Consider the following 25,239-nt stretch of genomic DNA (forward strand, 5'->3'; position numbering starts at 1 on the left):
TTTAAGAAGAAGAGGGGTATTATTTCCCCGAGTCAAGGAGAGAGTCTCTAACATACAGAGACTCTCTCCTTTTTTGGTTCCCTGTTTTCGACTGATTATTTTTCTCCTGGCGAAGAAGTGTGCGGCAGAGTTTAGAGCTTGAGGCCGCCTGGGAGCTTGTGAGTTAGGAAGACGGCATCGCCGTCGGTGGAGTATTGCCAGGACTCTTTCATGATGAAACGTATTGCCTTCAGTATTACATCCGGATGGTGCTGCAGCTTTTGGCAGATGTCTGCAATTAGTACATAGGGGTTGCTTTCTGTCAGGCGTTCCTCGAGGAAGTGTAGTAAGTCGTCCACTTCGTGGTGGTGTAGTTCCCCCTCTTTCCTCCTTAGACATACGTCGCATAGCTTGCAGTTGTGAGATTGCTCCTCTCCGAAGTAGGCCAAAAGCATTCGGCTGCGGCAAGTGTTTTCTTCCTCTATGTAGCGGAGCGATTGATCGATCCGCGCTTTGAGCCGATCGCGACGCTCTTCGTAAGCCGAACGAGGTATTCGAAGCAATTCTGCATCCTCACGTCTTGTGAGGAAATAAATCCGTGGCAGATTCTTCTGTGGAATATAGTTCACTATACCGGCTTTGTTCAGAATGAGGAGTTGCTGGTAGACCTGATCCACACTAAGCCCAGTCTTCTCGGCCAATTCGCTTTCCACTATGGAAACATAATCTGCAAACAGCCCGTCGTATGTCCTCATCAGGGCTGCCAGTATGCTGTCCGACACCTGTTCGCTTCTCATTCGGTACAGTTCATCGCGCCGAACCTGCATGGTCAGGCGTGAGCGCGATTTTTCCTCCTTATATTCCCAAATTCCGGCTACATCGAGGATACGAATCGCAGCCAAAACCTGTGTCGGAAACATCTTGAAATTCCTACAAAAAGCATCGATGTCGAAGTCGAAAGACCGCTCGAAGCCTTCCCCTTCTCCCACATGCAGATAGTTGCAAATCCGATTATACACAGTGGAGATATATTCCCTCGGAGGAAACTCGTTGCTCACTCGTCTTTTCAGGTTGAACAAATCGTCATCCCCGGCCAATAACACGGCATAAGCCCTCTCCCCATCGCGACCGGCTCGGCCTGCCTCTTGGAAATACTCTTCGAGAGAAGAAGGCATCTCTGTGTGAACTACCAATCTGACATCGGGCTTGTCTATACCCATCCCGAAAGCATTCGTGCAGACGATGATGCGCGTTTCTCCCTCCATCCAACTCTTTTGCCGGATCTCTCGTGTTACGTGGTTCAGACCGGCGTGATAGAAGTCAGCCGAAAATCCGTTTTCACAGAGGAAGCGAGCTAAATCGCGCGTTTTGTCGCGATTCCGACAGTAGACAATAGCCGAACCGTCCACGCGGCTCAGGATATGGAGGAGCATTGTCTCTTTGTCGGCTGTCCTGCGGATGGAGTATGAGAGGTTGGGACGGAAAAAACTTTTCCTCAGCACATTCGACTCCGGAAATTGAAGGATGCGCTGTATATCCTCGATCACCGGCAGTGTCGCTGTGGCAGTCAGTGCCAAAACGGGAACTTCCGGCAAAGCCGTCCTGATATCCGCTATCGTGAGGTAAGCCGGACGGAAGTCGTATCCCCACTGTGATATGCAGTGGCATTCATCTACAACCAGCAGACTCACTCTGAGAGCATGCAGTCGACTGAGGAAAAGATCCGAGCTCAGACGTTCGGGTGATACGTATAGGAACTTGTAGCGACCATAAATACAATTGTCGAGCGTAGTGATGATCTTCTCCCGTGTCATTCCTGCATGCACGGCCGCTGCCTTGATACCCTTTTGGCGCAGTCCCATGACCTGATCCCACATCAGTGCGATCAGAGGAGTTACCACGAGAGCCAGCCCCGGCAGTAGCAGCCCGGGTACCTGAAACGTAATGCTCTTGCCGCCCCCCGTGGGTAGTAGTCCCAGAGTGTCTTGCCCTGCCAGAACGGATTCGATGATCGGGAGCTGCATCGGTCTGAACGAAGCATAGCCCCAATAGTGCTGTAGGATCGCCTCCGGTGTATGTAGGGATGGTATATCGGTCTCATTAGAAAGATCCTCCGGCATCGGAGGAAGGAGAACTTCATCGTCGCCTTCTTGGATTTCGTAGCTACACTCATGGTCGTATACCTCCCCTTGCCAATAACGTTCGGATGTTCCCTCCGTATCGTCAGGGAGGAACGGGTGGAGATCTTCGTCCTGAGGCAAATGCTGCAGCTCTTCTTTCATCTTTCTTTTCCTATTCCTATTGCTACTTCCTTTGTCCAATTAAGGGTCTGCGGTCTATCCCTCGGATCATGTCCCGACAGAGCACACGAAATTCATGCACGAAAATACGAATAATAAGCCCACTGTTCGTCTCTTTCCGTAAGGTTGCTTTCAGGAATTTTGGAACGATAAAAGCTGCGATTGTGGTTCGTGTTTTTGTGAAAAGTGGAGTGAGAACTTTTTCGTTCTGGCTCGATATTTTTTTTTCTCCCGAACCAAAAGAAAAACTTTTACGCCCCACGTTTTTCGGGGCGGTAAATCGTCGTGACGTGTACTGAAAAAGTTGATACAGGGATAGGTTTGGATCGAGATTCAAATTACAGTGTTTTGCAAAGGTCTCGTCGGGGGAATACCGTGCGAGAGTCTCTGTATAGGAGAGAGGAAACTGTATGAAGGATCCTTTTATACTCAAAATCCTCGGAGTATAAACAAAAGAGGCTGTCCCCATAGAGTTAGGGGGCAGCCTCTTTAGGCTCAGTATATTGTGTTTCTGATTATTCGGGACGAGAGCAACGGCTATAGAACGTGAGTTCTTCCGGACGGAAAGCGCGCACGTAGCTATCGATCTTCTCTTGCTCAGCCTGACCATAACGAAGATATACCTCTGCTGACTGACGGAATGAATCATCGTCATTGGCAGCCAACATCAGCAGATGACCGAAGACTGCGTGGGCAGTCATCTCTACAAGCCGACGTGCCTGGAAATCGAGCAGCTCCTGATCTTTCTGTTCTGTTACGAATGCTATCAGTGCTTCGGCACGGTCGGTCATACGAGCCAGAGCTTCTTTCATCGGTTGCAATTCGGGCTTAACCTCTGTCTGCTGGTACTCTTCACGGATACGAGCGATGTAAGTGCCTGTCGTAATATGGCGAATAGCTGCTACAACCTGCAACTGTGTGGTACCTTCGTAGATGTTCGTGATACGTACATCGCGGTAGAGACGCTCGCAGGTGTAGTCCTTCATGAAGCCGCTACCGCCATGGATCTGAACACAGTCATAGACATTCTGATTGGCAAACTCAGAGGTCATTCCCTTTCCCATAGGGGTATAGGCATCAGCCAAACGGCTGAAATGCTTCATTTCCGTACGCTCTTCGGGTGTCAATTTGCGCTCGCGGCTGATGTCTTCCAGCACCTTGTACATATCGACAAAGCGACTGGTTTCGTACAGCATGGCACGCGAAGCATCTGCCTTGGCGCGAATGAGAGAGAGCATCTCATAAACGGGAGCAAAAGCAATAATAGGCTTACCGAATTGCTTACGATCGAGAGCATAGGAGTGAGCTTCACGGAAAGCTGCTTCCGACAGGCCTACCGACTGTGCCATGATACCCAGACGGGCACCATTCATCAAAGCCATTACGTACTTGATTAGCCCCATCTTACGGTCTCCGCAAAGTTCTGCCTTGGCATTCTTGAAGACCAGCTCGCAAGTAGGAGCACCTTTAATACCCATTTTGTTTTCCGTACGACGTACCGTCACTCCGCCATCACGATGATCATAAATGAACATAGAGAGACCACGGGCGTCAGTGGTACCGTCTTCGCTTCGTGCCAATACGAGGTGGATATGTGAGTCGCCATTTGTGATGAAGCGCTTTACCCCATTCAGATACCAGCATCCGTCTGCTTCGGAATAGGTGGCTTTCAGCATGACGGCTTGCAGGTCGGATCCGGCATCCGGCTCGGTCAGGTCCATTGACATGGTCTCACCGGCACAAACACGAGGAATGAAACGCTTGCGCTGATCTTCATTGCCGAATTCGTAGAGTGTCTCAGCACAGTCCTGCAATCCCCAGATATTTTCAAAGCCTGCGTCGGCACGTGATACGATGTCTGCAGCCATGATATAAGGGGTGATGGGGAAATTGAGACCGCCATAACGGCGAGGCATGGAGATACCCATGAGGCCCGCATCTGTGATGGCCTTGAGATTCTGCTTTGTGCCGGCTGCATATGTAACGCGGCCATCATGGAGCGTAGGGCCTTCGCGATCTACGCTTTCAGCGTTGGGCGCGATGATATCGCCACATATCTCGCCAACGATTTCGAGCACCTGCTCGTAGCTGTCCATGGCATCTTCGAAATTGAGCGGAGCGTAGTCGAACTCTTCTTTCTGCGTATAGCCTCTCTCTTTCAACTCCACGATGCGACGCATCAGCGGGTGATTCAGGTGGTACCTGAGCTGCGGGGTGTCTGTATAATAATTAGCCATAATCTTCTCTGTTACTTGCTGTTCTTCTTGTAATAAGTAATCATTTTGGGAATCACTTCTTCGATGCTTCCCGTAATCACGTAGTCGGCAATAGCGTTGATAGGAGCATTGGGGTCATTGTTGATCGCAATGATGATAGAACTTTCCTGCATACCGGCGATGTGCTGGATCTGTCCACTGATGCCGCAAGCGATATAGAGTTTGGGACGTACGGTAATACCCGTTTGTCCGATTTGCATGTCATGATCGGCAAAACCGGCATCTACAGCTGCACGTGAGGCTCCTACTTCACCTCCTAAAACGGCTGCCAGATCCTGTAAAAGAGCAAAGTTTTCTTTGCTTCCCACTCCGTAACCACCGGCAACGACAATGGGTGAAGCCTTGAGGTTGGATTTGCTTGCTTCTATATGACGCTCGATGATGCTTACAGCGAAGTCTTCGGCTTTGACATAATCAGCTACAGAATGGCGAACAACTTCGCCTTTGTAGTCTGCCGAAAGAATTTCTTTCTTCATTACACCTTCCCGTACCGTAGCCATCTGAGGACGGCAATCGGGATTGATGATAGTGGCTACGATATTTCCACCGAATGCGGGACGGATTTGATAGAGCAGGTTTTTGTAGACCTTTCCTTCTTTCTTGTCTTCGTGATCGCCTATTTCAAGGGAGGTACAGTCGGCTGTCAGACCGCTACCCAACGCAGATGAAACACGGGGTCCGAGGTCACGTCCAACGGAAGTGGCACCCATCAAAGCGATTTGAGGTTTTTCCTCTTCGAAGAACTTCGTTACGATAGAAGTAAAAGGGAGTGTCATATAATGTTCCAAACGATCATCTTCGAACACATGCAGTTTGTCCACTCCGTAAGGAAATACCTGTTCGGCAACGCCATCGACACACTGGCCGATAGCAATGGCTTCCAGTTGGCGGCCTAAGGTAGAAGCCAATGAGCGGCCTTTGGTCAGCAATTCGAGGCTTACGTCTTGAACGATGCCTGCCTCTATTTCGAGATATACAAAAAGATTGTTCATGATCTATCTTATCCGATTGTATGATTAGCAATAAGTTCCTGCATCAGGGCCTCGATCTCTCCATCTTCGGGGAGCATTCGTTTGGCCTCTTTGGCTTGGAACACAACACTCTCAATATGTTTCACCTTCGTGGGCGAACCTGACAGACCGCATTGAGAAAGGTCTGCCCCTACTTCCGCTGCACTCAACTCTACAATATGCAAGCCTGCACGTTTGTCTAAGAGAGCTTTGATTTCCTCTGTCGCATCTTTGGATTCGGAGGCTGTACGCGCATATTTATATCGTTGGAGCAACTTGGCATTGCGCGGACGACACGGAGCTGAGGAGCCGTTTACCGTTACGACCAAAGGCATTGAAGCGACAACGGTCTCTACACCACGCTCAAGACGGCGCTTGATTTCGATGCTCTTGGCGTCTACTTTCAGAATATCTTCAGCATAGGTCACTTGCGGAAGTCCGAGCTTCTCTGCCACCTGTGGTCCCACTTGGGCTGTATCGCCATCGATAGCCTGACGGCCGGAGATGATCAGATCGGGTGATCCGATATGGCGAATAGCTGTAGCAAGGGCATAGCTGGTAGCCAAAGTATCGGCACCGGCAAAAGCTCTGTCTGTAAGCAAGTAGCCACCATCGGTACCACGATACATGGCTTCGCGTATGATGTCTGCTGCACGAGGAGGTCCCATCGTGAGAATATGAACGGTCGTACCAGGCATGGCTTCCTTGACACGCAGAGCCTGTTCCAAAGCATTGAGGTCTTCGGGATTGAAGATAGCCGGCAAGACGGAACGATTTACGGTACCGTCGGCTTTCATGGCATCCTTACCCACATTACGGGTATCAGGCACCTGTTTAGCAAGAACGATAATCTTCATGAGTGTTTATTTTCGTTTTGAGTTTGAGTATTATCTAGTTTGATTGTAGCCTTTCGCTATTCTGTATGATCTTTCTTGATAGGCTTTATAATGTTTCAGTAGTCGGGATTACTTTGTTTTTAGCTACGGTGGCCACAAACTCTTTCAAGTAGAAGGGCTGCCAATAGGCTACATCCTCATAAGCCGATGCCCCGATACGTAATAATGCCGGACGAAGCATATGTGAGGCGAGAGGATGGATGACCTCTTCCGTGAAATGAGCGTTAGGATGTGAAAGAATAGGACGACACTTTTCTGCTCCATCTCCGACGAATAGGATATTGCGCTGTTGGAGTTCTTGGGAAAAAGAGTTTTTATCTATCACCAGAGGCTGGGTATCGGTAAGTGCTTTGCCACTCGAGTCGAAAAGAGCCGTGTAAACCTCCATGCGTCTGGCATCGATCATTGGGCAAATCAACCAATCGGATTGAGATACTGGGCGCGCAGCCTCTGCTATCAACTCCAGAGTAGGAACAGAGACGAGGGGTATTCCCATGCCGAAGCATATTCCCTTGGCAATGGACGATCCTATGCGTAGGCCGGTGTAGGATCCCGGGCCCGAACTTAGGGCCACTATGGAAGGCTTTACACCTAAGCCTGCTGCCTCTGTCAAAACCTCCTGTACGAATACACCGATATTAGCAGCGTGCGCATTCCCCACATGGCTAACCCGTTGTGAGATGATAGCACCTGTGGCAGCGACCGCCACTGAGCAAACACGCGTGGAGGTATCGATGAGGAGGAGGGGCGGATGGATATCTGTCATAAGCCTTTTTCTGTGCCAAAGTTATCCGCTTTTGCGTTACACAACAAATTTTCGGGCTGATTTTTGCACAAAAAACCCGTTTTCGTGTATTTTTTTGTTCGCCAGAGTCTGAAAAACATTCTTACACTTGCTAAGAAACTTTATGACAGAGAGGTAAAGAAAAAGGCTGTGTCGTAAGTTTCCTCACATGACACAGCCTTTTTATAAAGGTGTTTATTCTTCTACGAAGGTCCTATTTGGTATCCTTACGAGCCGAATAGTTGATATTCAAAGCATCAGCGCGGCGAAGCTCATATTTTACTTGTTCGAAGATATGCATCTTGGTATCTCTGTCTCCCTTGATGGATATCGTCATAAGTTTCTTGCGCTCATCTTTAATCTTGCTTTCCTCTTGCTTAACGTATGTGTACACAGCACCTGGATCCTGCGTAATCTGATCATTCAGCTGAATACAAGGCTTGGTTCCGTACATAGCCTGATAGGCCTCATTAGGTTTACCGATATATACGAATGTAACCAATGACTTTTCTTCGAGCTTTGTCAATTCAGTCGCTTTGGGGAGGTTGCTGTACGACACCTTGGGCGTCACCTCACGAATCGTCGTTACCATCATGATAAAGAAGAGGAACGCGAACACCAAGTCAGGTAGTGACGAGGTATTGAGTTCGGGCATCTCGCGCCCGCCGGACTTATTAAACTTTCCCATTTTGTTCCTTATTCTTTACTTGAGATTAGACAACGGCATTTCTGAAATGTGCAACGGATATGCTTCTAAAACAGCTTTCTGCTTGGAAGGAGTAAGCTCCTTGTATGGCTTGCGGAAATGCTTCTGCGCAAATTCGTCCCATACCTCATTATATGCAGCAATGAGTTCGTTTTGTACACTGATGTACATCTGATAGCTAGTTTCAATCTGGTTTTTGATTGAAATAGCATAAGATGAAGTAACCAGCTCCATTGTTCCAAGTCCTGTCACTTCGCGCATTTCCTTTTCAGGAAGATCGGCACGGTTAGAAGGGTTGGCAATGAACTCTTTGGTAATCCGTCTTAAATCATTCAGCTTTACGGGGATAATCTGATCCTGTGATCCCGTAGCTCCCTTTTTCAACAATATGATCTCGTCATTCTTATTGACCAATATACGCATGATATTGCGGTCATTGATCTCGATGTCGGGTTGTTTTTCTTTGTTGGGAGAGAGCGGTGGCAAACGACGAGTAAGCCCCATATCCGTATCCATTGATGTGGTAATCAAAAAGAAGATAAGCAACATAAAAGCGATATCGGCCGATGATGATCCGTTAATGCCGGGCGTTTTTCTTTTCTTTCTTGCCATAGTGCTTTCTGTTTTCTTTTATAATTGATTACACGATCAACGCTTCAGTGACTTGCGGGCTGCACCCCAAATTGTTGCCAAAATTACAAGAATACCTAAGGTGTAGATGGTGTAAAGCCACATATCCGTAACCTTCAACCAACCCGGTGTGTTGTATTGGGCAGAATCTGCATTGAGGCTGGTCATAGCCTCAGTACTACCCGCTGCATAGCCGATAAGCAACACGACAACCAAGAGAATGAAAGATGCAAGTGACATCATAGCTCTCTTGGGGTTGTTCTTGAAGCCCTTGGCAAAAGAGCCAAAGGAAAAGAACAAAGTGGCCAATACGGCAGCCCCGAATAGAATATATGACCAAGTAAGCAGCATGCCGGTCTGGTGATAGATCGTCCTCTCTCCCTCCACGTGATTTCCTCCGAAGAAGAATGCCAAAACAACGATAACGCTGATGGTCACAATGGAAATGAGAGTCCAGCTGGATACTTTTCTTATTTTAGTAACAGCCATATCTGTTATTATTTTTTGAATTTCACGTTGTACTTGATGATGGAGTCGAGCAATGTGATAGATGCATCTTCCATCTTGTTGAGGATAGTTTCTACCTTAGAAAGGATATAGTTGTAGAATACTTGAAGGATCAAAGCTACGATAAGACCACCGATAGTAGTGATCAAAGCCACTTTCATACCACCGGCTACAACCGTCGGGCTGATATCACCTACGCGCTCGATCTTGTCGAATGCCATCACCATACCTACTACCGTACCCAAGAATCCAAGTGAAGGAGCCATGGCGATAAAGAGAGTAATCCAAGAGAGATTCTTTTCGAGCAAACCACTCTGAACACCACCATAAGAAACGATAGAGCGTTCTACAATATCTACTCCCTGATCGATACGCATCAGACCTTGGTAAGCGATTGATGCTACAGGACCGCGAGTATCACGAGCAATCGTCTTGGCTCCTTCTACATCACCGCGCTCAAGAGCTTTGTCAATATCAGCAAGCAGTTTTTCGTTGTTGGTATCAGCCAAATTCAGATAGATGATACGCTCAAGGCAAATAGCCAAACCAAGAATAAGAGCAATTGCTACAGTGGACATAAACTCGGGGCCACCTTCGATAAATTTTTTCTTCAATGCTTGGTGGAAAGAAGCTTCTTCAGCTGCAGGGAGTGTTTCAACTGCAGGAGCTTCCTCTTCTACTGCAGCAGTCTCTATAGCTGCTGAAGTGACCGAATCAGCTGCTGCATCTTGAGCGAAAGCTTGAGTCATGAAGCCTACTGACATAAAGGCCACACATGCAATTGTTGCAAATAACTTTTTCATCGCGAGTCTTTGTTTAGATTAGTACTTTTCGTTTTTATTGTTTGTTACTTATTGATCTTCTGTGCGGAGAGAGCGGGATTCGAACCCGCGAAACGCTTTCGGCGTTTACACACTTTCCAGGCGTGCCTCTTCAACCACTCGAGCACCTCTCCTTGTCATTCCAGCAAAAACTCCCTCCCCATGAACTTGGGCGTGGCTATAGCCTTATGCATCAGCCTCATAACCTCGAATTATGGGTGGGAGGATTATCGATCACTACAATGTAGTTATCGGATTCATCCGCAAAACTATGTTTTTTTCATCATTCCATCCCTATTTTCGAGCACATTTTTCTGTCGGAACACTTAAATCGGACGAATAACTTTTCCCTCTTCAAGCCGAAACCCGAAAAAACGACATGCATTTCGGGTCGTTTTTTCAGCCAAAATATCCGGATCCAATCCGAGGATATGCGCAATGAAAGTAGCTGTATGCACCAAATAAGCAGGTTCATTGCGGCGACCTCTTTTCGGGATGGGTGCCAAGTAAGGCGAATCCGTTTCGAGCAGAAGCCGATCGAGAGGTATCTGAGGCAATAAGACCGGGAGTGTATTTTTTTTGAATGTTACAGTGCCATTGATACCTATATAGAAATGAGGATATGACAATGCTCGTCGAAGATCGACTTCATCACCCGAAAAACTATGAAAAACACCTCGGATCTTATCGGATGGAAATCTGTCCAAACAGGCAAATACCACATCCCATGCCTCGCGAGAATGTATAATAATAGGCAAGTCATAAGCCATACTCCACTCCATCTGAGCAAGAAAGGCCTCGACCTGCTCCGCTTCGAATGTCTTATCCCAATACAAATCGATACCGATTTCTCCTATAGCTACAAATGAACGGGTATGCAGTTCGCGCCGAATGAGGGTGAGTTGTTCCCGAAAATCATCTCGCACCGAAGTTGGATGTAGGCCCATGGCCTCGGATACATAACCTGGATGCCGAGAGAGGACTCCCTGCATACGCGCGATACTTTCTACATCGATATTCGGCATGATGAGATGAATGAGACCGGCTTCCTTGGCAGCAAGAATTACTTGCTCGACATCATCGTCGAACTGGGGTTCATAGACATGCGTATGGGTATCGATGAGCATCATAGAGCAAGAGCGAATAAGAAGCAATCTTCTTTACATACTCCGATGTATTGTTACAAAGGGGGCTATTTCTTATGATTTTCTGTTACGGAGGGTACCGATCAGTTCTCTCAATGGCTTGGTTGTGCTCTCATCAAGACCCAGTTCGTCAAGAGCTTTTTCGGCCAAACAGTTGTGATAATCAATCAGGTCTTCCACGATCGGGCGAATCCCCAAACGATTATAAATACCTGTCACGGCCCGGATCTTTTCTTCTCGTTGCGCATCCGGCATCAAAAGAGATTCTCTGAGGAGATTCAGCTCCTCTCCCTGAGCCATCTCAAGGGTTTTGATCAGAAGCATCGTCTTTTTATTACAAGCTATATCATCGCCGATTTTCTTGCCGAGGATAATGGGATCGCCATACACATCGAGGAGGTCGTCCTCCAATTGGAAAGACAAGCCGATATGTATGCCATAGCGATAGAGAATATCTGCTTTCTCGATATCTGCTCCTCCTGCTATAGCCCCCATCTTGAGAGCTGTAGCCAAGAGAACTGCCGTCTTCAAACGAATCATCTCCAGGTACTCGTCCTCGGCTACAAAGTCCCGCCGTTCGAAGTCCATATCGTACTGTTGTCCTTGGCAAATCTCCATAGCCATACGATTGAACAAGGGCAAAAGGACAGGCAGTAGCCGACTATCTACTTTGGCCAAATGCTCGTAGGCGGCAATGGTCATGGCATCGCCGGAGAGAATAGCTGTATTATCCCCCCACCGATGATGAACGGTTTCTTTGCCTCTTCTCATGGAAGATTTGTCCATGAGATCGTCATGCAGTAAGGTGAAGTTATGGTAAGTTTCAATAGCCATGGCCACTTCGAGGGCAGGCTTATAATCACCACCGAACATCTCGCAGGCGATACATGCGAGGGTAGGGCGGACTCGCTTGCCTCCGAGCCTCAAAATATAGGATATAGGTTGGAAGAGGCCATCGGGTTTTCTCTGATCATAGGGTTGTGACGCTATCTCCTGTTCGATTATTTCTCTCAGGTCTTCGAAAGTATGCATAGTGCTGTAAATTAGTAGGATGATTATGGGAGAACAAAAATAAAAAAAACTTCCTGTCCTAAGAGCAAGGACAGGGAGCCTTTTGTATTCTCTAAGAAATGATTTGGCTACAAGGATAAAAGCCCACTTTTACGTCTTCTTCGCTTGAGCACAGAAAGATCGGAGCGTGCTTATTGCAGCTTGAATTGGACGGGCTGGGTACAGCGCATACGGACTGCTCGCCCCTGCTGCATACCGGGCTTCCACTTGGGCATAGCCTGTATCACGCGAAGGGCTTCCTTGTCAAGTGCGGGGTCGATGCCCTTAACGACAGTAGCCTGACTAATAGAACCATCCTTTTCGACTACGAAACGAACGATCACCTTACCTTGGACGCCCATTTCGGCAGCCTGCTCGGGATAGACCAAATTCTTGCCAAGCCATTTATAAAGAGCTGAACTACCACCCGGAAACTCTGCCGGACTTTCTACCACTTCGTGGATTTTGTCTTCTTCTTCTTCAACCTTTACAGGGGCAACTTGCGTAGGCGGAGGCAAAGGCTTGCTTTCATCGACAGAAACCAAAGCAATTTTCTCTACTTTCTGTGTATTGTCCACTACTTTGAATTCTTCAGGCAGCTGCACTTCCTGTTGTTGTGGCTGTTCCGGTTCCGGTTGTTCGGGCTCCGGTTCATTTTCTTCCAGCAGGATGGTTTCCTCCATGTCTGCAATATCCACTTTATCACGTGTATAAGTCTCTATCTTATCGTAGGTACGATATTCCAAAGCAACATACACGATCGCGAGTGCTACGACAAGGCCCAAAAGGAAGTTTAAGCCTTTTCCTTTTTCCAAGTCGGCCTTAGGCGATTTTTTGATTTCCATATTCGATAGTATTGTTTTTGATTTCTTGCTTTGGGGCAAAAATACAAAGTTTTTTTATCCCCGATTCGCTTTGAGAGAAAAAATCAGGGCAATCGCATCAAAATAGAGTTATCTTCGGGTTATGGATGTACAAGGTTATTTTTCTAAGGTAGAAGATCCACGTGTAGTGGGTCGTTGCAAGCATAAGTTAAGCGATATTAGTGGATAAACAAATCCCTCAGCAGGCCGGCCTTGCTGAGGGATTTGTTTTAATTGTCCTAAGGACAAGAATGCTTTTGTAGGGGGAGAGCTTATTGCTCGGGGGCAAACATGGGATCCCATGCGGGTAGGCGTATGGGCGTGGTCTTCAGGATGTCGAGCACCTTGGCCGGTACGTACCTCTTGTTTACAACCAAACGGAATGTATAGGCATCGAACCATTCGTCGGTGATGATCAGGTGACCCTGTGCACCGTTGTTGGCTCCCCAACTGTTCTCTACCATCCACTTGGTGGGCTTGCCGTTTGCATCCAGATCCACAGCCATAAGTGTCATGGCATGCGTAGAACCGCTATCGAATGTCTGTATGCGTTCCTTCTTGTTGAGCGTGAACTCTTCGCCGAGCAGTGAGGCATAGTCGTTATTGTCCATAGCCAGTATGCCACGAGTACGATCCAACTCCTTACCAACATCGCAAGAGTAGTACATCATGGTGCTGTCCTTGATGGATGCGATAGCCATCTGCTTGAGGTCTTCCATCGGTACATTCACGTATGTCCAGTTCTTGCCGTCGTAGTTGTGGCGGTCATAGTCGATCTCAAAGAGTTTGTAGAAAGGACGACTGGGATCGTTCATGATCATGACGTAATCCTCGCGCATATCTTCGTGCACAAACTGTTTGAAGAAGCTCTGCGGTGTATATTTCTGTGTAGAGATCACCTTGCCGGATGCATCGCGCATGCTCCAGGTAAATTCCGTAGGAGGCTCTCCGAGGTTCATGACGAGCAGGCGATAGACACGCTTGAGGATGTCTTTCTTCTGTGCTTCCAGCTTGGCTTCGTTGGCTCCCTTTTCGGCTGCCTGACGCAAGCGAATACCGCCTTGGCGCAGTACTTTGGTGAGGATGCGGTTGAGGGCTGTAGTGTTGTTGCTATTGCGAGTCTCAGGCATCACTTCGGCAGGTACGAGGCCGTACTTCATCAGATTCTCCGATACGCCGGTGTATTGTCCGCCGTCGCCGATCGGATTTTTGAAGAGCCATTCCACCATTTTGTCGTCCATCGGTTTGTTTCTGGTGTCGATGATTCCTTGCAAGAAGAGGTTGGATTTCTCCAATTGATCCCAAAAGAACGAATAGTTGTGGGAGAAGAAGAAAGAACCCATATTGTTGTCCGTTATCATCCTTGCACGCAGTACGTTCATACCGGTGAAGAGCCAGCAACGGCCGCTTTGCTGCTGATCGGATATGCCTTTGCTTTGGACGCGATGGCTAAACTGAGCATCGGGAAAATCCGTCTTGGCACTGTTTGTAAAGGTCATACCGTTAGCGATGACCGCATTGCGCAAAGCTCTATCGGCCGGTGTGCCGGCATAAGATGAGCGGATCTCTTCGAGCACTTTGGGCGTGAGAGCTCCTTTTGCATTCTGAGCCTGCATCGATCCTGCTACGGAAGCAGCAAACGCAAGCGATGCAACAAAAATCTTTTTGTTCATTACCTATTAGTTTGGATTAAAATGTTGTTTGCGAGTGAAAAAGGCTGTGTGTTAGCTAATCACGGCAAAGCGGATCAGCTTGGACTTCTTCGATGCCGGATCGTATACTGCAACGGCATATATGCCCGAAGCCACTCTGTTGCCATCAGCACCTCGAGCATTCCATTTGACTTCGGTAGTTACACTCTCAGTCTGGTATAGCAGTCTGCCGGTGGTATCGGTGATTTTGACACTACAGCCGGCTTGCAGTCCGGCAATGGTGACGCCATCGGGATATTCCGGTCTTAGCGGATTGGGGTATACATAGACGCCGTCCAGTTCGGAAGCTGATCCGCTTCCTGTTCCGGTTTGGAACGTCATCAGTCCGTCCGCCGTACCGATGTACAGCAGTCCGTTATCGTCATTCAGGGCGATAGAGAGGATATTGTTAGAAAGCAAAGGACTGTTTTCTACGGTATATTGCGCGAGGATCTTACTACAATCTTCCGAAAGGAGATAGAGTCCTGTCCCTTGGGTGGCGACCCATTTGTGATTGAGTTTGTCCACGACGATGTCCGTCACCGTCACCTTGTCCAGGACATAGTACAAATTGGGTTCTTCTCCTCCGACTGGTCGAACAGCGATAGGGGTAGAATTCGAAGATAAGGCTCCGGCTGCATTGTAGATGCCGAAAATACCTATATCCGATCCCATCCAGACAGAGCCGTTATGATCGACGGCCATTGCATAGATGGTCTTATGTCCTATGGCAGCCCCGAGGCGATTGACAAACTGCTCGACGTAAAGATGGCTGTCGTCCGAAGTCGTTTCCGGCGTACCCCGATCGTTGAAGATGAGGACACCTTTGCGCGTGGATCCGCCACTGCGGTGGAGGATGTTTACCCATTTGTCTCCGTTGGGAAGGATAATCATATTGCCGAATGAGGCCAAATTGGCTACATCCGGATAGCTGAAAGAATGCCACGTGCTACTCTGCGGATCGTACATGAAGATGTTCTTGCCTACGGCACCGAGTGTCCCCCAGAGGTTGCCCTTGTTGTCGAAGGCAATCGCTTTCACACGGGCATCTCCGGGATTACATTCTGCGATAGCGGTTTCGTTTCCCGAATAGCGAGCTATCACTTTGCCATCCTTGAATTCGAACAGACCGTTTCCCCATGTACCGACAAAAAAGTGATCAAGATCTCCGCTGGAAACAGCTATATCGACGGCATCATTGAAATTGAATCCGCCACCCAACTGCTCCTGTACGGTCTCCTTGTCGAAGTTGGTCCATCGGTTGCCGTCGTATAACTTCACCATACCGGCATGTCCCATCAGGTTCGTCCCCCATAGTCCGCTAGCCGCGTACAGGCGTCCATGACGAAACCGCATCTCGTAGAAGTCATTGTCCCCCGGTCCGTCGAATGTTACAGGCATAGCTTCGGCTGTGCTTCCTTCTGTGAGAAGAAGTGAAGCCAAGCCTTCTTCTCCCAATGCTATGTATGCCGTATTGCTTTCGCCCATGGCACCGACACCCAGGACGTTGGCTATAGGAAATTGTGTCGTTTTACGACCTTTTTCTATGAAATAAATCCGATTTTCAGCAGAGACGAACAGACCGCGATCCGTCACATGCAGTCGCGAATCGGCAGAGGAGGAGAACAATAGCTCCGGCTCTAACGACTGGTTTGCAGTGACATATACTCGGCCATCGGCAAACAGGAAACAGATGTCTTCCCCGACAATGCCCAAACCGGTGACCGAAGCCATCGGCAAATTCAAAGACAAGGCTGTCCATGCGGCCGGATCTTGCAGGTTATCGGTCTCTTTTCCGATGAAGAGTTGTCCTTCTTTCAGCATCAGCAACCGATCGTTGTCCAACTTAGCCACATCGGTCACCTTCGTCCCCTTGGCATAGGTAGCTGGTATGCGACCTTCCGCAATATCCAAAACGGAAAGCCCGAATCCTCCTGCCAAATAAGCCCTGTTGCCTACGATCAAAAGGCGATTGAGCGTTTTGTCTATCAGATCGATATTGTCTTTCAGTGCAGGTATGTTGGTCACACGGCCTGCTTCGTCCATGATGTCGATATTGCCCGATGCATAGTATATGACCAAGGATCTCAGCTGCTCGGAGTAGGCTATGCTGCTCACCGATGTGTCACTGAGTCCGCTGATACGGTCGAAGATCTTTACCTCATGGGGAGCTTCTTTGCCCACCGAGTAAAGTACTCCGTTGGCTACGGCAAAGACTTTCTTGGGCGTTTCTACGGCTTTTTCTGTCTTGTGGATAGCCAAGAGGGTATTCCAAATGCCTTCCTCTTGGGCTTGGAGAGAAAAAGAGGTGAATAATAAGCAGGCGAAAAGGGCCTGCAAGAAGCTGAACCTTATTTTGCACATAATAAAAAGTCGCGGAGCTGTGCCACTGCCAAAGCACGATGGCTGATTTGATTTTTGGTTTCTTCTCCCATTTCTGCAAAGCTGAGCGTGTGTCCCTCCGGGATGAAAATGGGGTCATAGCCGAAGCCACCCGATCCTCGGCGTTCGGATGCTATGGTGCCATCGATCTTACCTTCGAAAAAGTGTTTTCCATGATCATCGATCAGGACGATCACCGTACGGAAGCATGCTTTTCTGGGATGTGGTACACTGCTCAATGCTTCGAGTAGTTTCCTTACATTGGCATCGGCATTGGTCGGTTCTCCTGCGTACCGTGCAGAGTGCACGCCGGGTGCTCCGTCGAGAGCTTCTACTTCCAATCCCGTATCGTCGGCAAAGCAAGGTAAACCATATCGTTTGTGAACAAATTCTGCTTTGAGCAAAGCATTTCCCTGTAGTGTGTCGGCCGTTTCGGGAATATCCTCCCGACAACCTATTTCATCCAATCCGACAATCTCCACCTTTCCCTCAAGAATATGACGAATCTCGTTGAGCTTATGTGGATTGTTTGTGGCAAAAATGAGTTTTTCCATTATTTTTGTTAGACCGTGCCCCAAGCAAAAGTGGAGCGAAATTCATAACGTAGCAAAAATAAAATAATATATGGACATAGAGCAAGCTCGAGAGCTATGCTTGTCACTGCCACAGGTGGAGGAGAGTTTCCCGTTCGATGATGTTACGTTGGTTATGAAAGTAGCCGGCAAAATGTTCGCTCTGTTACCCCTTGATTCCGAAAAGAAAATCATCGCGCTCAAATGCGATCCCGATAAGTCCGAACATTTGAGGATGCACTATGAGGGTATCATGGGGGCTTTCCATATGAACAAACGTCATTGGAACAGCGTAGCTTTGGATTCGGATGTCCCTGCCGATCTGATTGCACGGCTCATCCGGCATTCGTATGCTCTGGTCGTATCCAAACTGCCCAAATACATCCGCACACAACCGCCTTTCGATGGAGTCCAAGAAGAACAGCTGGTCTGAAGAGTATCTGATCCATCTGCCCGAAACGGCCAGCACCAACTCCTATCTGTCCGATCTTTTGGTGCAGGATCCCGACCTGCCTGCGTGGACGGTGGTCATGACAGACAATCAGACTGCGGGACGAGGACAGCAGGGTAATAACTGGTTCGCTTCTCCGGGCTTGAACCTGACCTTTTCCGTTCTGCTGAGGCCGACCATGGTCCATGCACAGCAGCAATTCGATCTCTCCCGACTGTGTGCGCTCTCCGCACTCCATACACTCGCCGACATACTTCCCTCTGCCGAGAAGCTCAGCATCAAATGGCCGAACGATATATACTATGGAGACAGGAAAATAGCAGGCATACTGATCGAACATAGCCTGACGGGCAGCAGTCTCGACTACAGTATTTTGGGAGTCGGTCTCAATATCAACGAAAGCGACTATCCGAGCTATCTCCCCAATCCTACATCAGTTCGGATCATTCTGGGGCATCCGGTAGATCCTATGGAGATATTCCGCTCTTTCATGCAGGAGATGCGTTTGCTCTACAGGCACATTGAGGAGCATACTGCCGACCGGCTTCACTCTCGTTATATGCAGTGTCTTTACAGGAGGGTAGGGTACCACCCCTTCCAAGACAAGGAAGGGCGTTTCGATGCCATGATTGCCGATGTATTGGCTTCGGGAGAGCTGTTATTGGTGCGTGCCGATGGCCGAAAGTCCTCATATGCTTTCAAAGAAATTGCCTATATCCTTTGTTGATTAGATTTCCCATTACCTGTTTCTGACTTCCTTATGAGAAAATCCGATCGTCTCGACATACTCTTTCTCCAACTCGTAGCTGTTACCTCTCTCGTGTTGTGCCATGCAGCTCCTCGCCAGCTGGACAACTTACCGTCGTGGTTCCCTTTCTACATAGAGCATTTCTATATGAGAGTTCCCCTCTTCTTTTTTATTTCCGGTTTTCTGTGGGCTTTGGGAGAAAGAAAGAGGGTCGGGAAAACCGCTTTTCAGGTGATCAGAAAAAAAGCCAAGCGTCTGCTCCTTCCATACTTCTTCATGGGGACGGTGGCGTTCCTGCCTAAAGTCCTACTGAGTGCCTACACATACCATCCGATGGAGGCCTCCCTCTCCGGATATGTCAGCAGCTTTCTTTTTCCGGCAACGAATGCTATTCGCTTTCTGTGGTTTTTGCCCTGCTTGTTCAGTCTCTTTTGCCTGATTGTTTTTTATCCTCGGAAGTGGATGGAGGGCCCGAAGATTTTCGGGGCTTACCTCATCGCCTGCCTTCTGTATATAATCACCGAATACGTCCCTGTGGCATTCGAGGATGATCCTTTCTGTATTATAGCAGCCCTTAACAATCTTCACTACTTTGTCCTGGGTATGGTGCTATACCGCTATTCCGATCATATAGTTTCCCGATGGGTATCGGTAATTCTGCTTATCGCCTTCCATGTGGTACTTTTCTCTCGTTTCTTTATGCCCGAGCAGTCGTCGTTCTTGGGGGTGTTGAACTGGACATATTATACCCTCTTCATCGTTGTACTTTATGGTGTATCGGTAAAAATCGGAGACAAGGTGATGCCCGCTCCATTGCTTCACGGTATAGGGTTGTACAGCTATCCCATATTCATTTTTTCCTGGTTCGTTCTGGTCGCATTGAGAATAGTCCTTTATGACCGCTATGAGCTGAACACCATGATGATCAATGGAGCCATTGCAGTCAGTTTCATAGCCGGTTTGTTCATACCACTCTACCTGTCCAAGTTCTTGGACAGGAAGCTTCCGGTTTCACTGAAGCCGTTGGTCGGATTGTAAGCAGGCGCAGAGGAACTGCGCCAGAAGGAAAGAAAGCTAGTGTTCGAACTTGCGAAGGGAAAAACTGTCGATAACGAACGGACTTGACGACATGATTCCCGTCGAATCGGGGAGACCTCGCAAATAGCCGTAGACACGGCTCACGCTTGCAGAGTCCGGCACCGAAGTCGTCAGCATGTTTATCCCCGGATTCACAGGTCGGCTGACCGTAAGGATGGTATTGTCGGTGCAAACCAATTGGAGGTACATCTCCATCGTTGCATTAGGACGAAGCTGTAGACCTCTCAGCCTCGTAACAAATTCCAATCGGGTGCCTCCGTTATAAGCTGTACCTGGTGTGATGACGAAAGACCTGTTCAGGAATGGTATATCCGGTCGGTAGAAGCAGGCACTATCTCCGGCCAGCATATTGATCGAATCCAACTCGTAGAAGGAACCATCGAGCATAGCCATCCCTTTCTTCTCACGCTCCATCGTAATCTGCTTGTCCAGATCGATTCGCTGCTTTTCCAGTTCGTCCCGAACGCTTTGGCAGATGGTGATATATTCTTCCAAATCATGGCGGCCATACCATATCAGCGTGCTGTCGTAATCCTTGCGAGTGGTGCCGTACTTGGCAAACAGATTGGTGTAAACGGCTTCACGAACGCTGTCGGTCAAGGTCGGATCATATATATTGGCGAAGTAACCATCAGCCACATAAAGCTCGACCATCAGATCTCTCAATCGCTTTTTGGGGATCTTTTTATAGTCGTTTCGGCTACAGCCTCCCAGTAGTGCAAGGGAGGCCAAGCCGACAATCAATATGACGTGCAAACGTCTCATTCGCTTTTGGTTGGCTCGGAATCGTCAGTGGCACCGTCAGCTCGCGTCTTTTTCCCATCGAGTAGGACGCTCAACGTACGCGGATAACACGCCAGCAGCAGTATCAACCCGACGGAAATGCAGGAATCGGCAAAGTTGAAGACCGGATGGAAAAAGACAAAATCTTCGCCACCCCAGAAAGGAAGCCACGAAGGAAAGACTCCCTCTATCAAAGGGAAGTAAAACATATCCACTACTCGACCGTGAAACCACGTCTCATAGCCACCTCCTGAAGGAAATAGCTGTGCAATCTGGCCGTGGCTGTCGGAAAAGATGACTCCATAGAAAATAGAATCGATAATATTCCCGATACCGCCGGCGATGATCAGAGACAAACAAGAGAGAAATGCGAGTGTATGCTCTCGCTTTCGTACCAATTTGGCTAATAAATAGATACAAAAGCCCATGGCAACGATGCGAAAGAGACTCAGGAAGAGTTTGCTCCCCAACTCTATTCCGAAAGCCATCCCCGGGTTTTCGACGAAATGAATCTGAAACCACGGGGCGACAACGTGCGACTGCCCCAGTACCATAGTCGTCTTCACCCATATCTTGATCACCTGATCTACGACCAGAAGCAAGACAATGAGAGCTGCGACTACTTTTCCCTGAGACAGACGGGAGAGAAAAGAAGCCATCTACTATTTCTTCTCGTTCATTTTGGCCTCTATGCTCAGCGTAGCATGAGGTACGGCGCGAAGTCGTTCTTTGGGAATAAGTTTGCCCGTTTCGCGGCAAACACCGTAAGTCTTATTCTCGATACGTATCAGAGCAGCCTGCAAGTTCTGGATAAACTTCATCAGTCGCTGTGCCAAACGTCCGGATTCCTCTTTCGACAGTGTGGCTGCACCCTCCTCCAGTACCTTGAACGTAGGAGAGGTATCCGACACATCATTACCCTCTGAATTGCTGACGCCCGCACGCAACTGCTCGTAGTCCTTGCGAGCCTGATCCAATTTGGCCAGAATTATTTGCTTGAATTCTTCCAACTCCTCGTCGGTGTAGCGTGTTTTTTCTACCATTTGTATCTAAATAATCGTTAGCGGAACAGATTTCTCGGCAGATAGAAAATTCATCTCTGCCTCGGAACTCTATCCCTGATGTTTAACAACTTGTATGCTAAGGACAAAATCATCGAAATCCAGCTCCGCTCCATCGCTGACAGCGTCGCTGATTTCCAACGATTCGGCCTGGATTTGTTGGGCGATATAGTCATGGTGTTCTGCCACCACTTTATCCATAATATCGTTAGACAAGAGGAGGACATCCACCTTGTCCGACACTTCGAAACCGCTTTGCTTGCGGATATTCTGCACACGATTCACAAGTTCGCGAGCCAATCCTTCGGAGCGAAGCTCATCCGTCACTGTAATATCGAGGGCTACGGTCAGATTGCCTTCGTTGGCTACGAGCCATCCCGGAATATCTTCCGAGACGATCTCCACATCGGCCAATTCAAGCTCTACCGAAGTCCCTGCCACTTCCATCCGGAAAGTGCCGGCCTTCTCGAGAGAGCGTATCTCTTCCTGCGTCATAGCCGTTACAGCTTCTGCCAAAGCCTTCATTACTTTGCCGTAGCGTGGGCCGAGTCGCTTGAAGTCGGGTTTGATTCGTTTTACCAGAATACCCATGCTGTCATCCACAAACCGAAGCTCCTTCACATTCACTTCACTAAGGATCAGCGGCTGCACGGATTCGATACATCTGCGTTGCTCATCGTCTATAGCGGGTATCATCAGTGCAGCCAATGGCTGACGTACTTTCAGATTCACTCTGCGGCGAAGTGCCAGTACCATTGACGAAATATGCTGAGCCATCTGCATGCTCTGTTCCAGTGCGCGGTCCACCTGACTTTCATCCGGCTGGGGGAAGAGAGCCAAGTGCACGCTTTCGTCTTTGCCCGTCAGATCTCGGTATAGTCGGTCAGCATAGAAAGGACTGATCGGAGCCATCAGCCGGGCCACGGTAAGCAAGCAGGTATAAAGCGTCTGGTAGGCTGAGAGCTTATCTTCGGTCATATCTCCTGCCCAGAAGCGACGGCGGCTGAGGCGCACATACCAGTTGCTCAGATTCTCAGAGACAAAATCGCTGATAGCACGACCGGCACGCGTAGGCTCGTAGTCGGTCAGTTGCTCGTCCACCTCGTGGATCAATGTATTCAGTTCGGAAAGTATCCAGCGGTCTATCTCCGGTCTTTTGCTGAAAGGTACATGCTCCTCTGTTCCCGTAAAGCCGTCCAAATTGGCATAAAGGGCAAAGAACTGATACGTATTATATAAGGTGCCGAAGAATTTCCTGCGTACCTCTTCCACTCCGTCCGTGTCGAATTTGAGATTGTCCCACGGTGAAGAATTGGTGATCATATACCAGCGAAGAGGATCGGACCCGTATTTCTTGATGGTCTCGAAAGGATCTATGGCATTGCCGAGACGCTTGCTCATCTTATTGCCTTTCTTGTCCAGTACCAAGCCATTGGATACTACAGCTTTGAACGAACTCGTTCCCGATATCATCGTGGCTATGGCGTGAAGGGTGAAGAACCATCCACGCGTCTGATCTACCCCTTCGGCTATGAAGTCGGCCGGGAAGACGGAACCGTCCTCCACTCGCTCGCGATTCTCGAAAGGATAGTGCATCTGGGCATAAGGCATAGCCCCTGAGTCGAACCACACATCGATCAAATCCAGTTCGCGGTGCATGGGCTGACCCGAAGGTGAGCAGAGCGTGATGTCGTCCACGAAAGGCCTGTGCAGATCGATCTTGGCATAGTTCTCCTCAGTGTAGACACCGGGCTTGAAGCCGGCCCAGGGATTACGCTCCATCATACCGGCTTTGACGGCCTTCTCGATCTCGTTGTACAGCTCTTCGACCGAGCCGATACAGATCTCTTCGGAACCATCCTCCGTGCGCCAAATGGGCAATGGCGTTCCCCAGTAGCGACTGCGAGAAAGGTTCCAATCTTGAAGATTCTCCAGCCATTTGCCGAAGCGTCCCGTGCCGGTGCTTTCGGGTTTCCAATATATCTTACCATTGTTGGCTATCATCTCCTCTTTGCAGGCTGTCGTGCGGATAAACCAGCTATCGAGCGGATAGTAAAGAACGGGCTTGTCCGTCCTCCAACAGTGTGGGTAGTTGTGTGTCATCTTTTCGATGCGGAAAACGCGATTCTGCATCTTCAGCATCACGCAGAGTTCGACGTCGAGAGTCTCGTCTTTCTCGGTCTTTCCGGCATCGTACGCATTCTTCACGTAGCGGCCGGCATATACGTCATAGAGAGGCAGATCCATGTGCTTCTCTACAAAGACAGGATCCAAATCCGTCGTTGGGAAATAGCGGCCGGCCAGATCCACCATAGGGCGCATATTCCCCTCTTTGTCACGAAGCATCAAGGGAGGCACACCGTTTTTCTTGGCCACGCGGTCGTCGTCCGCACCGAACGTAGGTGCTATGTGCACGATGCCGGTACCGTCTTCTGTGGTCACGAAATCGCCCGTGATCACCCGGAAAGCACCTTCGCCCGGATTCACCCACGGTATCAGCTGTTCGTACTGCATACCTTCCAACTCCTTCCCTTTCCATGATGCAATCACCTTGTAGGGGAGCAGCTTCTGCGCCGGATCGTAAGAAGCGGGTATCTCCTCGCATTCGCCCTTCGGGTTGAAGAGGGTGTGGAGTAGTGGCTTGCCCAATACGACTGTGATGGGAATACCGTTATAAGGATTGAATGTCTGTACAGCCAAGTACTCGATTTCAGGTCCCACGCAAAGGGCTGTATTGGAGGGAAGTGTCCACGGCGTGGTGGTCCATGCAAGGAAGAAGGCATCGCCGTGCAACTGCATTTCCGGCTTAGGATCCACGATCTTGAACTGGGCTACGCAGGTCGTATCTTTCACATCGCGATAGCAACCCGGCTGATTCAGCTCGTGCGTGCTCAGACCGGTACCTGCTGCAGGCGAATAGGGCTGGATCGTATAGCCTTTGTAGAGCAGGCCTTTCTTGTATAGCTCGGCCAGTAGCCACCAAAGCGTCTCGATATAGCGGTTGTCGTACGTGATGTAGGGGTGCTCCATATCTACCCAGTAGCCCATCTTGTGCGTGAGGTCTTCCCACTCTTTGGTGAACTTCATCACATCGCGCCGGCAGGCAGCATTGTACTCCTCCACGGAGATCGATTTGCCGATGTCCTCTTTCGTTATGCCCAGACTTTTTTCCACTCCCAGCTCTACGGGCAGACCATGGGTATCCCAGCCGGCTTTCCTGTCCACTCGGAAACCTTTCATCGTCTTGTAGCGACAAATAGTGTCCTTGATGGCACGAGCCATTACGTGGTGGATGCCGGGCATCCCGTTGGCAGAGGGAGGTCCCTCATAAAAAACGAACGAGGGGGCACCCTCGCGACTTTTCAAACTTTCTTCAAAAAGACGGTGTTGCATCCAATCGGCCAACACCTCCTCATTGACACGGGACAAATCCAAGCTCTCGTATTCGGCAAATCTGCGACTCATAAATTTCAACTTCGCTAACAG

General features: G+C 48.9%; 23 protein-coding genes and 1 tRNA gene. 3 read left to right on the top strand and 21 right to left on the bottom strand.

From position 1 onward, the window contains the following. Positions 1–131: 131 nt before the first annotated feature. From HQ49_RS06305 to HQ49_RS06385, 17 genes are all read right to left on the bottom strand, one after another. Entirely contained in the window at positions 132–2,261 is a 2,130-nt protein-coding gene (locus HQ49_RS06305; RefSeq protein WP_039419056.1) for a RecQ family ATP-dependent DNA helicase, read from the bottom strand. 150 nt (positions 2,262–2,411) lie between these two features. Further along, positions 2,412–2,519, bottom strand: coding sequence for a DUF1661 domain-containing protein (locus HQ49_RS12155; RefSeq protein ID WP_230587863.1), 108 nt, complete (start codon positions 2,517–2,519; stop codon positions 2,412–2,414). A gap of 275 nt (positions 2,520–2,794) precedes the next feature. Then, entirely contained in the window at positions 2,795–4,516 is a 1,722-nt protein-coding gene (locus tag HQ49_RS06315; protein ID WP_039419058.1) for an acyl-CoA dehydrogenase family protein, read from the bottom strand. 11 nt (positions 4,517–4,527) lie between these two features. Next, complete coding sequence (locus HQ49_RS06320) at positions 4,528–5,547, bottom strand: electron transfer flavoprotein subunit alpha/FixB family protein (protein WP_018965603.1); 1,020 nt, start codon at positions 5,545–5,547, stop codon at positions 4,528–4,530. An 8-nt stretch (positions 5,548–5,555) separates the two neighbouring features. Next, positions 5,556–6,422 carry an electron transfer flavoprotein subunit beta/FixA family protein gene (locus tag HQ49_RS06325; protein ID WP_039419060.1) on the bottom strand — a complete coding sequence of 289 codons (867 nt, stop codon included), beginning with the start codon at positions 6,420–6,422 and terminating at the stop codon, positions 5,556–5,558. An 85-nt stretch (positions 6,423–6,507) separates the two neighbouring features. Further along, positions 6,508–7,227: a tRNA (adenosine(37)-N6)-threonylcarbamoyltransferase complex dimerization subunit type 1 TsaB gene (gene tsaB, locus HQ49_RS06330; RefSeq protein WP_018965601.1), complete on the bottom strand. Its 720-nt coding sequence runs from the start codon at positions 7,225–7,227 to the stop codon at positions 6,508–6,510. Between the two features lie 232 nt (positions 7,228–7,459). Beyond that, positions 7,460–7,933 (bottom strand): ExbD/TolR family protein, encoded by a 474-nt coding sequence (locus HQ49_RS06335; protein ID WP_026292292.1) that lies wholly within the window; start codon positions 7,931–7,933, stop codon positions 7,460–7,462. A 15-nt stretch (positions 7,934–7,948) separates the two neighbouring features. Then, on the bottom strand, positions 7,949–8,563 hold the full coding sequence (locus tag HQ49_RS06340) for an ExbD/TolR family protein (RefSeq protein ID WP_026292291.1): 615 nt from the start codon (positions 8,561–8,563) through the stop codon (positions 7,949–7,951). A 36-nt stretch (positions 8,564–8,599) separates the two neighbouring features. After that, positions 8,600–9,070: a hypothetical protein gene (locus HQ49_RS06345; protein WP_018965598.1), complete on the bottom strand. Its 471-nt coding sequence runs from the start codon at positions 9,068–9,070 to the stop codon at positions 8,600–8,602. Positions 9,071–9,078: 8 nt separating this feature from the next. Beyond that, positions 9,079–9,891, bottom strand: a complete 813-nt coding sequence (locus HQ49_RS06350) for a MotA/TolQ/ExbB proton channel family protein (protein WP_026292290.1) — start codon at positions 9,889–9,891, stop codon at positions 9,079–9,081. A 64-nt stretch (positions 9,892–9,955) separates the two neighbouring features. Further along, a tRNA-Ser gene (locus HQ49_RS06355) sits at positions 9,956–10,043 on the bottom strand. A 192-nt stretch (positions 10,044–10,235) separates the two neighbouring features. After that, positions 10,236–11,039, bottom strand: coding sequence for a TatD family hydrolase (locus HQ49_RS06360; protein ID WP_033317166.1), 804 nt, complete (start codon positions 11,037–11,039; stop codon positions 10,236–10,238). A gap of 69 nt (positions 11,040–11,108) precedes the next feature. Further along, positions 11,109–12,086: a polyprenyl synthetase family protein gene (locus HQ49_RS06365; protein WP_018965595.1), complete on the bottom strand. Its 978-nt coding sequence runs from the start codon at positions 12,084–12,086 to the stop codon at positions 11,109–11,111. Positions 12,087–12,256: 170 nt separating this feature from the next. Beyond that, positions 12,257–12,949, bottom strand: coding sequence for an energy transducer TonB (locus HQ49_RS06370; protein ID WP_018965594.1), 693 nt, complete (start codon positions 12,947–12,949; stop codon positions 12,257–12,259). Between the two features lie 290 nt (positions 12,950–13,239). Continuing rightward, positions 13,240–14,640: a C1 family peptidase gene (locus HQ49_RS06375; RefSeq protein ID WP_039419063.1), complete on the bottom strand. Its 1,401-nt coding sequence runs from the start codon at positions 14,638–14,640 to the stop codon at positions 13,240–13,242. 51 nt (positions 14,641–14,691) lie between these two features. Then, entirely contained in the window at positions 14,692–17,022 is a 2,331-nt protein-coding gene (gene porZ, locus HQ49_RS06380) for a type IX secretion system anionic LPS delivery protein PorZ (RefSeq protein ID WP_039419065.1), read from the bottom strand. Then, positions 17,010–17,594 carry a non-canonical purine NTP diphosphatase gene (locus HQ49_RS06385; protein ID WP_039419066.1) on the bottom strand — a complete coding sequence of 195 codons (585 nt, stop codon included), beginning with the start codon at positions 17,592–17,594 and terminating at the stop codon, positions 17,010–17,012. The genes porZ and HQ49_RS06385 overlap by 13 nt, the downstream gene beginning before the upstream one ends. Positions 17,595–17,664: 70 nt before the next feature. Between HQ49_RS06385 and HQ49_RS06390 the strand changes: the two genes are divergently transcribed. Genes HQ49_RS06390 through HQ49_RS06400 form a run of 3 tightly spaced genes read left to right on the top strand, consistent with a single transcriptional unit; the run spans position 17,665 to position 19,849 of the window. Then, positions 17,665–18,045, top strand: coding sequence for an MmcQ/YjbR family DNA-binding protein (locus tag HQ49_RS06390; RefSeq protein WP_018965590.1), 381 nt, complete (start codon positions 17,665–17,667; stop codon positions 18,043–18,045). Then, the gene (locus tag HQ49_RS06395; RefSeq protein ID WP_052073450.1) at positions 18,017–18,790 is read left to right on the top strand and encodes a biotin--[acetyl-CoA-carboxylase] ligase; all 774 of its coding nucleotides are present in this window, start codon (positions 18,017–18,019) and stop codon (positions 18,788–18,790) included. Before HQ49_RS06390 ends, HQ49_RS06395 begins: the two co-directional genes overlap by 29 nt. A 33-nt stretch (positions 18,791–18,823) precedes the next feature. Further along, a complete protein-coding gene (locus HQ49_RS06400; RefSeq protein ID WP_039419068.1) occupies positions 18,824–19,849 on the top strand; it encodes an acyltransferase family protein in 1,026 nt (341 codons plus the stop codon). A 36-nt stretch (positions 19,850–19,885) separates the two neighbouring features. On the opposite strand, the gene HQ49_RS06405 is transcribed toward HQ49_RS06400, so the two are convergent. From HQ49_RS06405 to ileS, 4 genes are all read right to left on the bottom strand, one after another. Continuing rightward, positions 19,886–20,674 carry a DUF4296 domain-containing protein gene (locus tag HQ49_RS06405; protein WP_039419070.1) on the bottom strand — a complete coding sequence of 263 codons (789 nt, stop codon included), beginning with the start codon at positions 20,672–20,674 and terminating at the stop codon, positions 19,886–19,888. Further along, entirely contained in the window at positions 20,671–21,351 is a 681-nt protein-coding gene (locus HQ49_RS06410; RefSeq protein ID WP_018965586.1) for a lipoprotein signal peptidase, read from the bottom strand. The genes HQ49_RS06405 and HQ49_RS06410 overlap by 4 nt, the downstream gene beginning before the upstream one ends. Positions 21,352–21,354: 3 nt before the next feature. After that, on the bottom strand, positions 21,355–21,735 hold the full coding sequence (locus HQ49_RS06415; RefSeq protein WP_004584055.1) for a TraR/DksA family transcriptional regulator: 381 nt from the start codon (positions 21,733–21,735) through the stop codon (positions 21,355–21,357). Positions 21,736–21,804: 69 nt separating this feature from the next. Next, entirely contained in the window at positions 21,805–25,218 is a 3,414-nt protein-coding gene (ileS, locus tag HQ49_RS06420; RefSeq protein ID WP_039419160.1) for an isoleucine--tRNA ligase, read from the bottom strand. Positions 25,219–25,239 lie beyond the last annotated feature (21 nt).

It is taken from the genome of Porphyromonas gulae (assembly GCF_000765945.1).
Taxonomy (GTDB): domain Bacteria; phylum Bacteroidota; class Bacteroidia; order Bacteroidales; family Porphyromonadaceae; genus Porphyromonas; species Porphyromonas gulae.

What these genes read in the sequence shown, in the direction of transcription:
- HQ49_RS06400 (WP_039419068.1), top strand. Translation starts at nt 18,824, where the DNA reads ATGAGAAAATCCGATCGTCTCGACATACTCTTTCTCCAACTCGTAGCT.
- tsaB (WP_018965601.1), bottom strand. Translation starts at nt 7,227, where the DNA reads ATGACAGATATCCATCCGCCCCTCCTCCTCATCGATACCTCCACGCGT.
- HQ49_RS06350 (WP_026292290.1), bottom strand. Translation starts at nt 9,891, where the DNA reads ATGAAAAAGTTATTTGCAACAATTGCATGTGTGGCCTTTATGTCAGTA.
- HQ49_RS06370 (WP_018965594.1), bottom strand. Translation starts at nt 12,949, where the DNA reads ATGGAAATCAAAAAATCGCCTAAGGCCGACTTGGAAAAAGGAAAAGGC.
- HQ49_RS06325 (WP_039419060.1), bottom strand. Translation starts at nt 6,422, where the DNA reads ATGAAGATTATCGTTCTTGCTAAACAGGTGCCTGATACCCGTAATGTG.
- HQ49_RS06365 (WP_018965595.1), bottom strand. Translation starts at nt 12,086, where the DNA reads ATGCATACTTTCGAAGACCTGAGAGAAATAATCGAACAGGAGATAGCG.
- HQ49_RS06305 (WP_039419056.1), bottom strand. Translation starts at nt 2,261, where the DNA reads ATGAAAGAAGAGCTGCAGCATTTGCCTCAGGACGAAGATCTCCACCCG.
- HQ49_RS06345 (WP_018965598.1), bottom strand. Translation starts at nt 9,070, where the DNA reads ATGGCTGTTACTAAAATAAGAAAAGTATCCAGCTGGACTCTCATTTCC.
- ileS (WP_039419160.1), bottom strand. Translation starts at nt 25,218, where the DNA reads ATGAGTCGCAGATTTGCCGAATACGAGAGCTTGGATTTGTCCCGTGTC.
- HQ49_RS06390 (WP_018965590.1), top strand. Translation starts at nt 17,665, where the DNA reads ATGGACATAGAGCAAGCTCGAGAGCTATGCTTGTCACTGCCACAGGTG.
- HQ49_RS06405 (WP_039419070.1), bottom strand. Translation starts at nt 20,674, where the DNA reads ATGAGACGTTTGCACGTCATATTGATTGTCGGCTTGGCCTCCCTTGCA.
- HQ49_RS06415 (WP_004584055.1), bottom strand. Translation starts at nt 21,735, where the DNA reads ATGGTAGAAAAAACACGCTACACCGACGAGGAGTTGGAAGAATTCAAG.
- HQ49_RS06320 (WP_018965603.1), bottom strand. Translation starts at nt 5,547, where the DNA reads ATGAACAATCTTTTTGTATATCTCGAAATAGAGGCAGGCATCGTTCAA.
- HQ49_RS06410 (WP_018965586.1), bottom strand. Translation starts at nt 21,351, where the DNA reads ATGGCTTCTTTTCTCTCCCGTCTGTCTCAGGGAAAAGTAGTCGCAGCT.
- HQ49_RS06375 (WP_039419063.1), bottom strand. Translation starts at nt 14,640, where the DNA reads ATGAACAAAAAGATTTTTGTTGCATCGCTTGCGTTTGCTGCTTCCGTA.
- HQ49_RS06315 (WP_039419058.1), bottom strand. Translation starts at nt 4,516, where the DNA reads ATGGCTAATTATTATACAGACACCCCGCAGCTCAGGTACCACCTGAAT.
- HQ49_RS06385 (WP_039419066.1), bottom strand. Translation starts at nt 17,594, where the DNA reads ATGGAAAAACTCATTTTTGCCACAAACAATCCACATAAGCTCAACGAG.
- HQ49_RS06360 (WP_033317166.1), bottom strand. Translation starts at nt 11,039, where the DNA reads ATGATGCTCATCGATACCCATACGCATGTCTATGAACCCCAGTTCGAC.
- porZ (WP_039419065.1), bottom strand. Translation starts at nt 17,022, where the DNA reads ATGTGCAAAATAAGGTTCAGCTTCTTGCAGGCCCTTTTCGCCTGCTTA.
- HQ49_RS06340 (WP_026292291.1), bottom strand. Translation starts at nt 8,563, where the DNA reads ATGGCAAGAAAGAAAAGAAAAACGCCCGGCATTAACGGATCATCATCG.
- HQ49_RS06335 (WP_026292292.1), bottom strand. Translation starts at nt 7,933, where the DNA reads ATGGGAAAGTTTAATAAGTCCGGCGGGCGCGAGATGCCCGAACTCAAT.
- HQ49_RS06395 (WP_052073450.1), top strand. Translation starts at nt 18,017, where the DNA reads ATGGAGTCCAAGAAGAACAGCTGGTCTGAAGAGTATCTGATCCATCTG.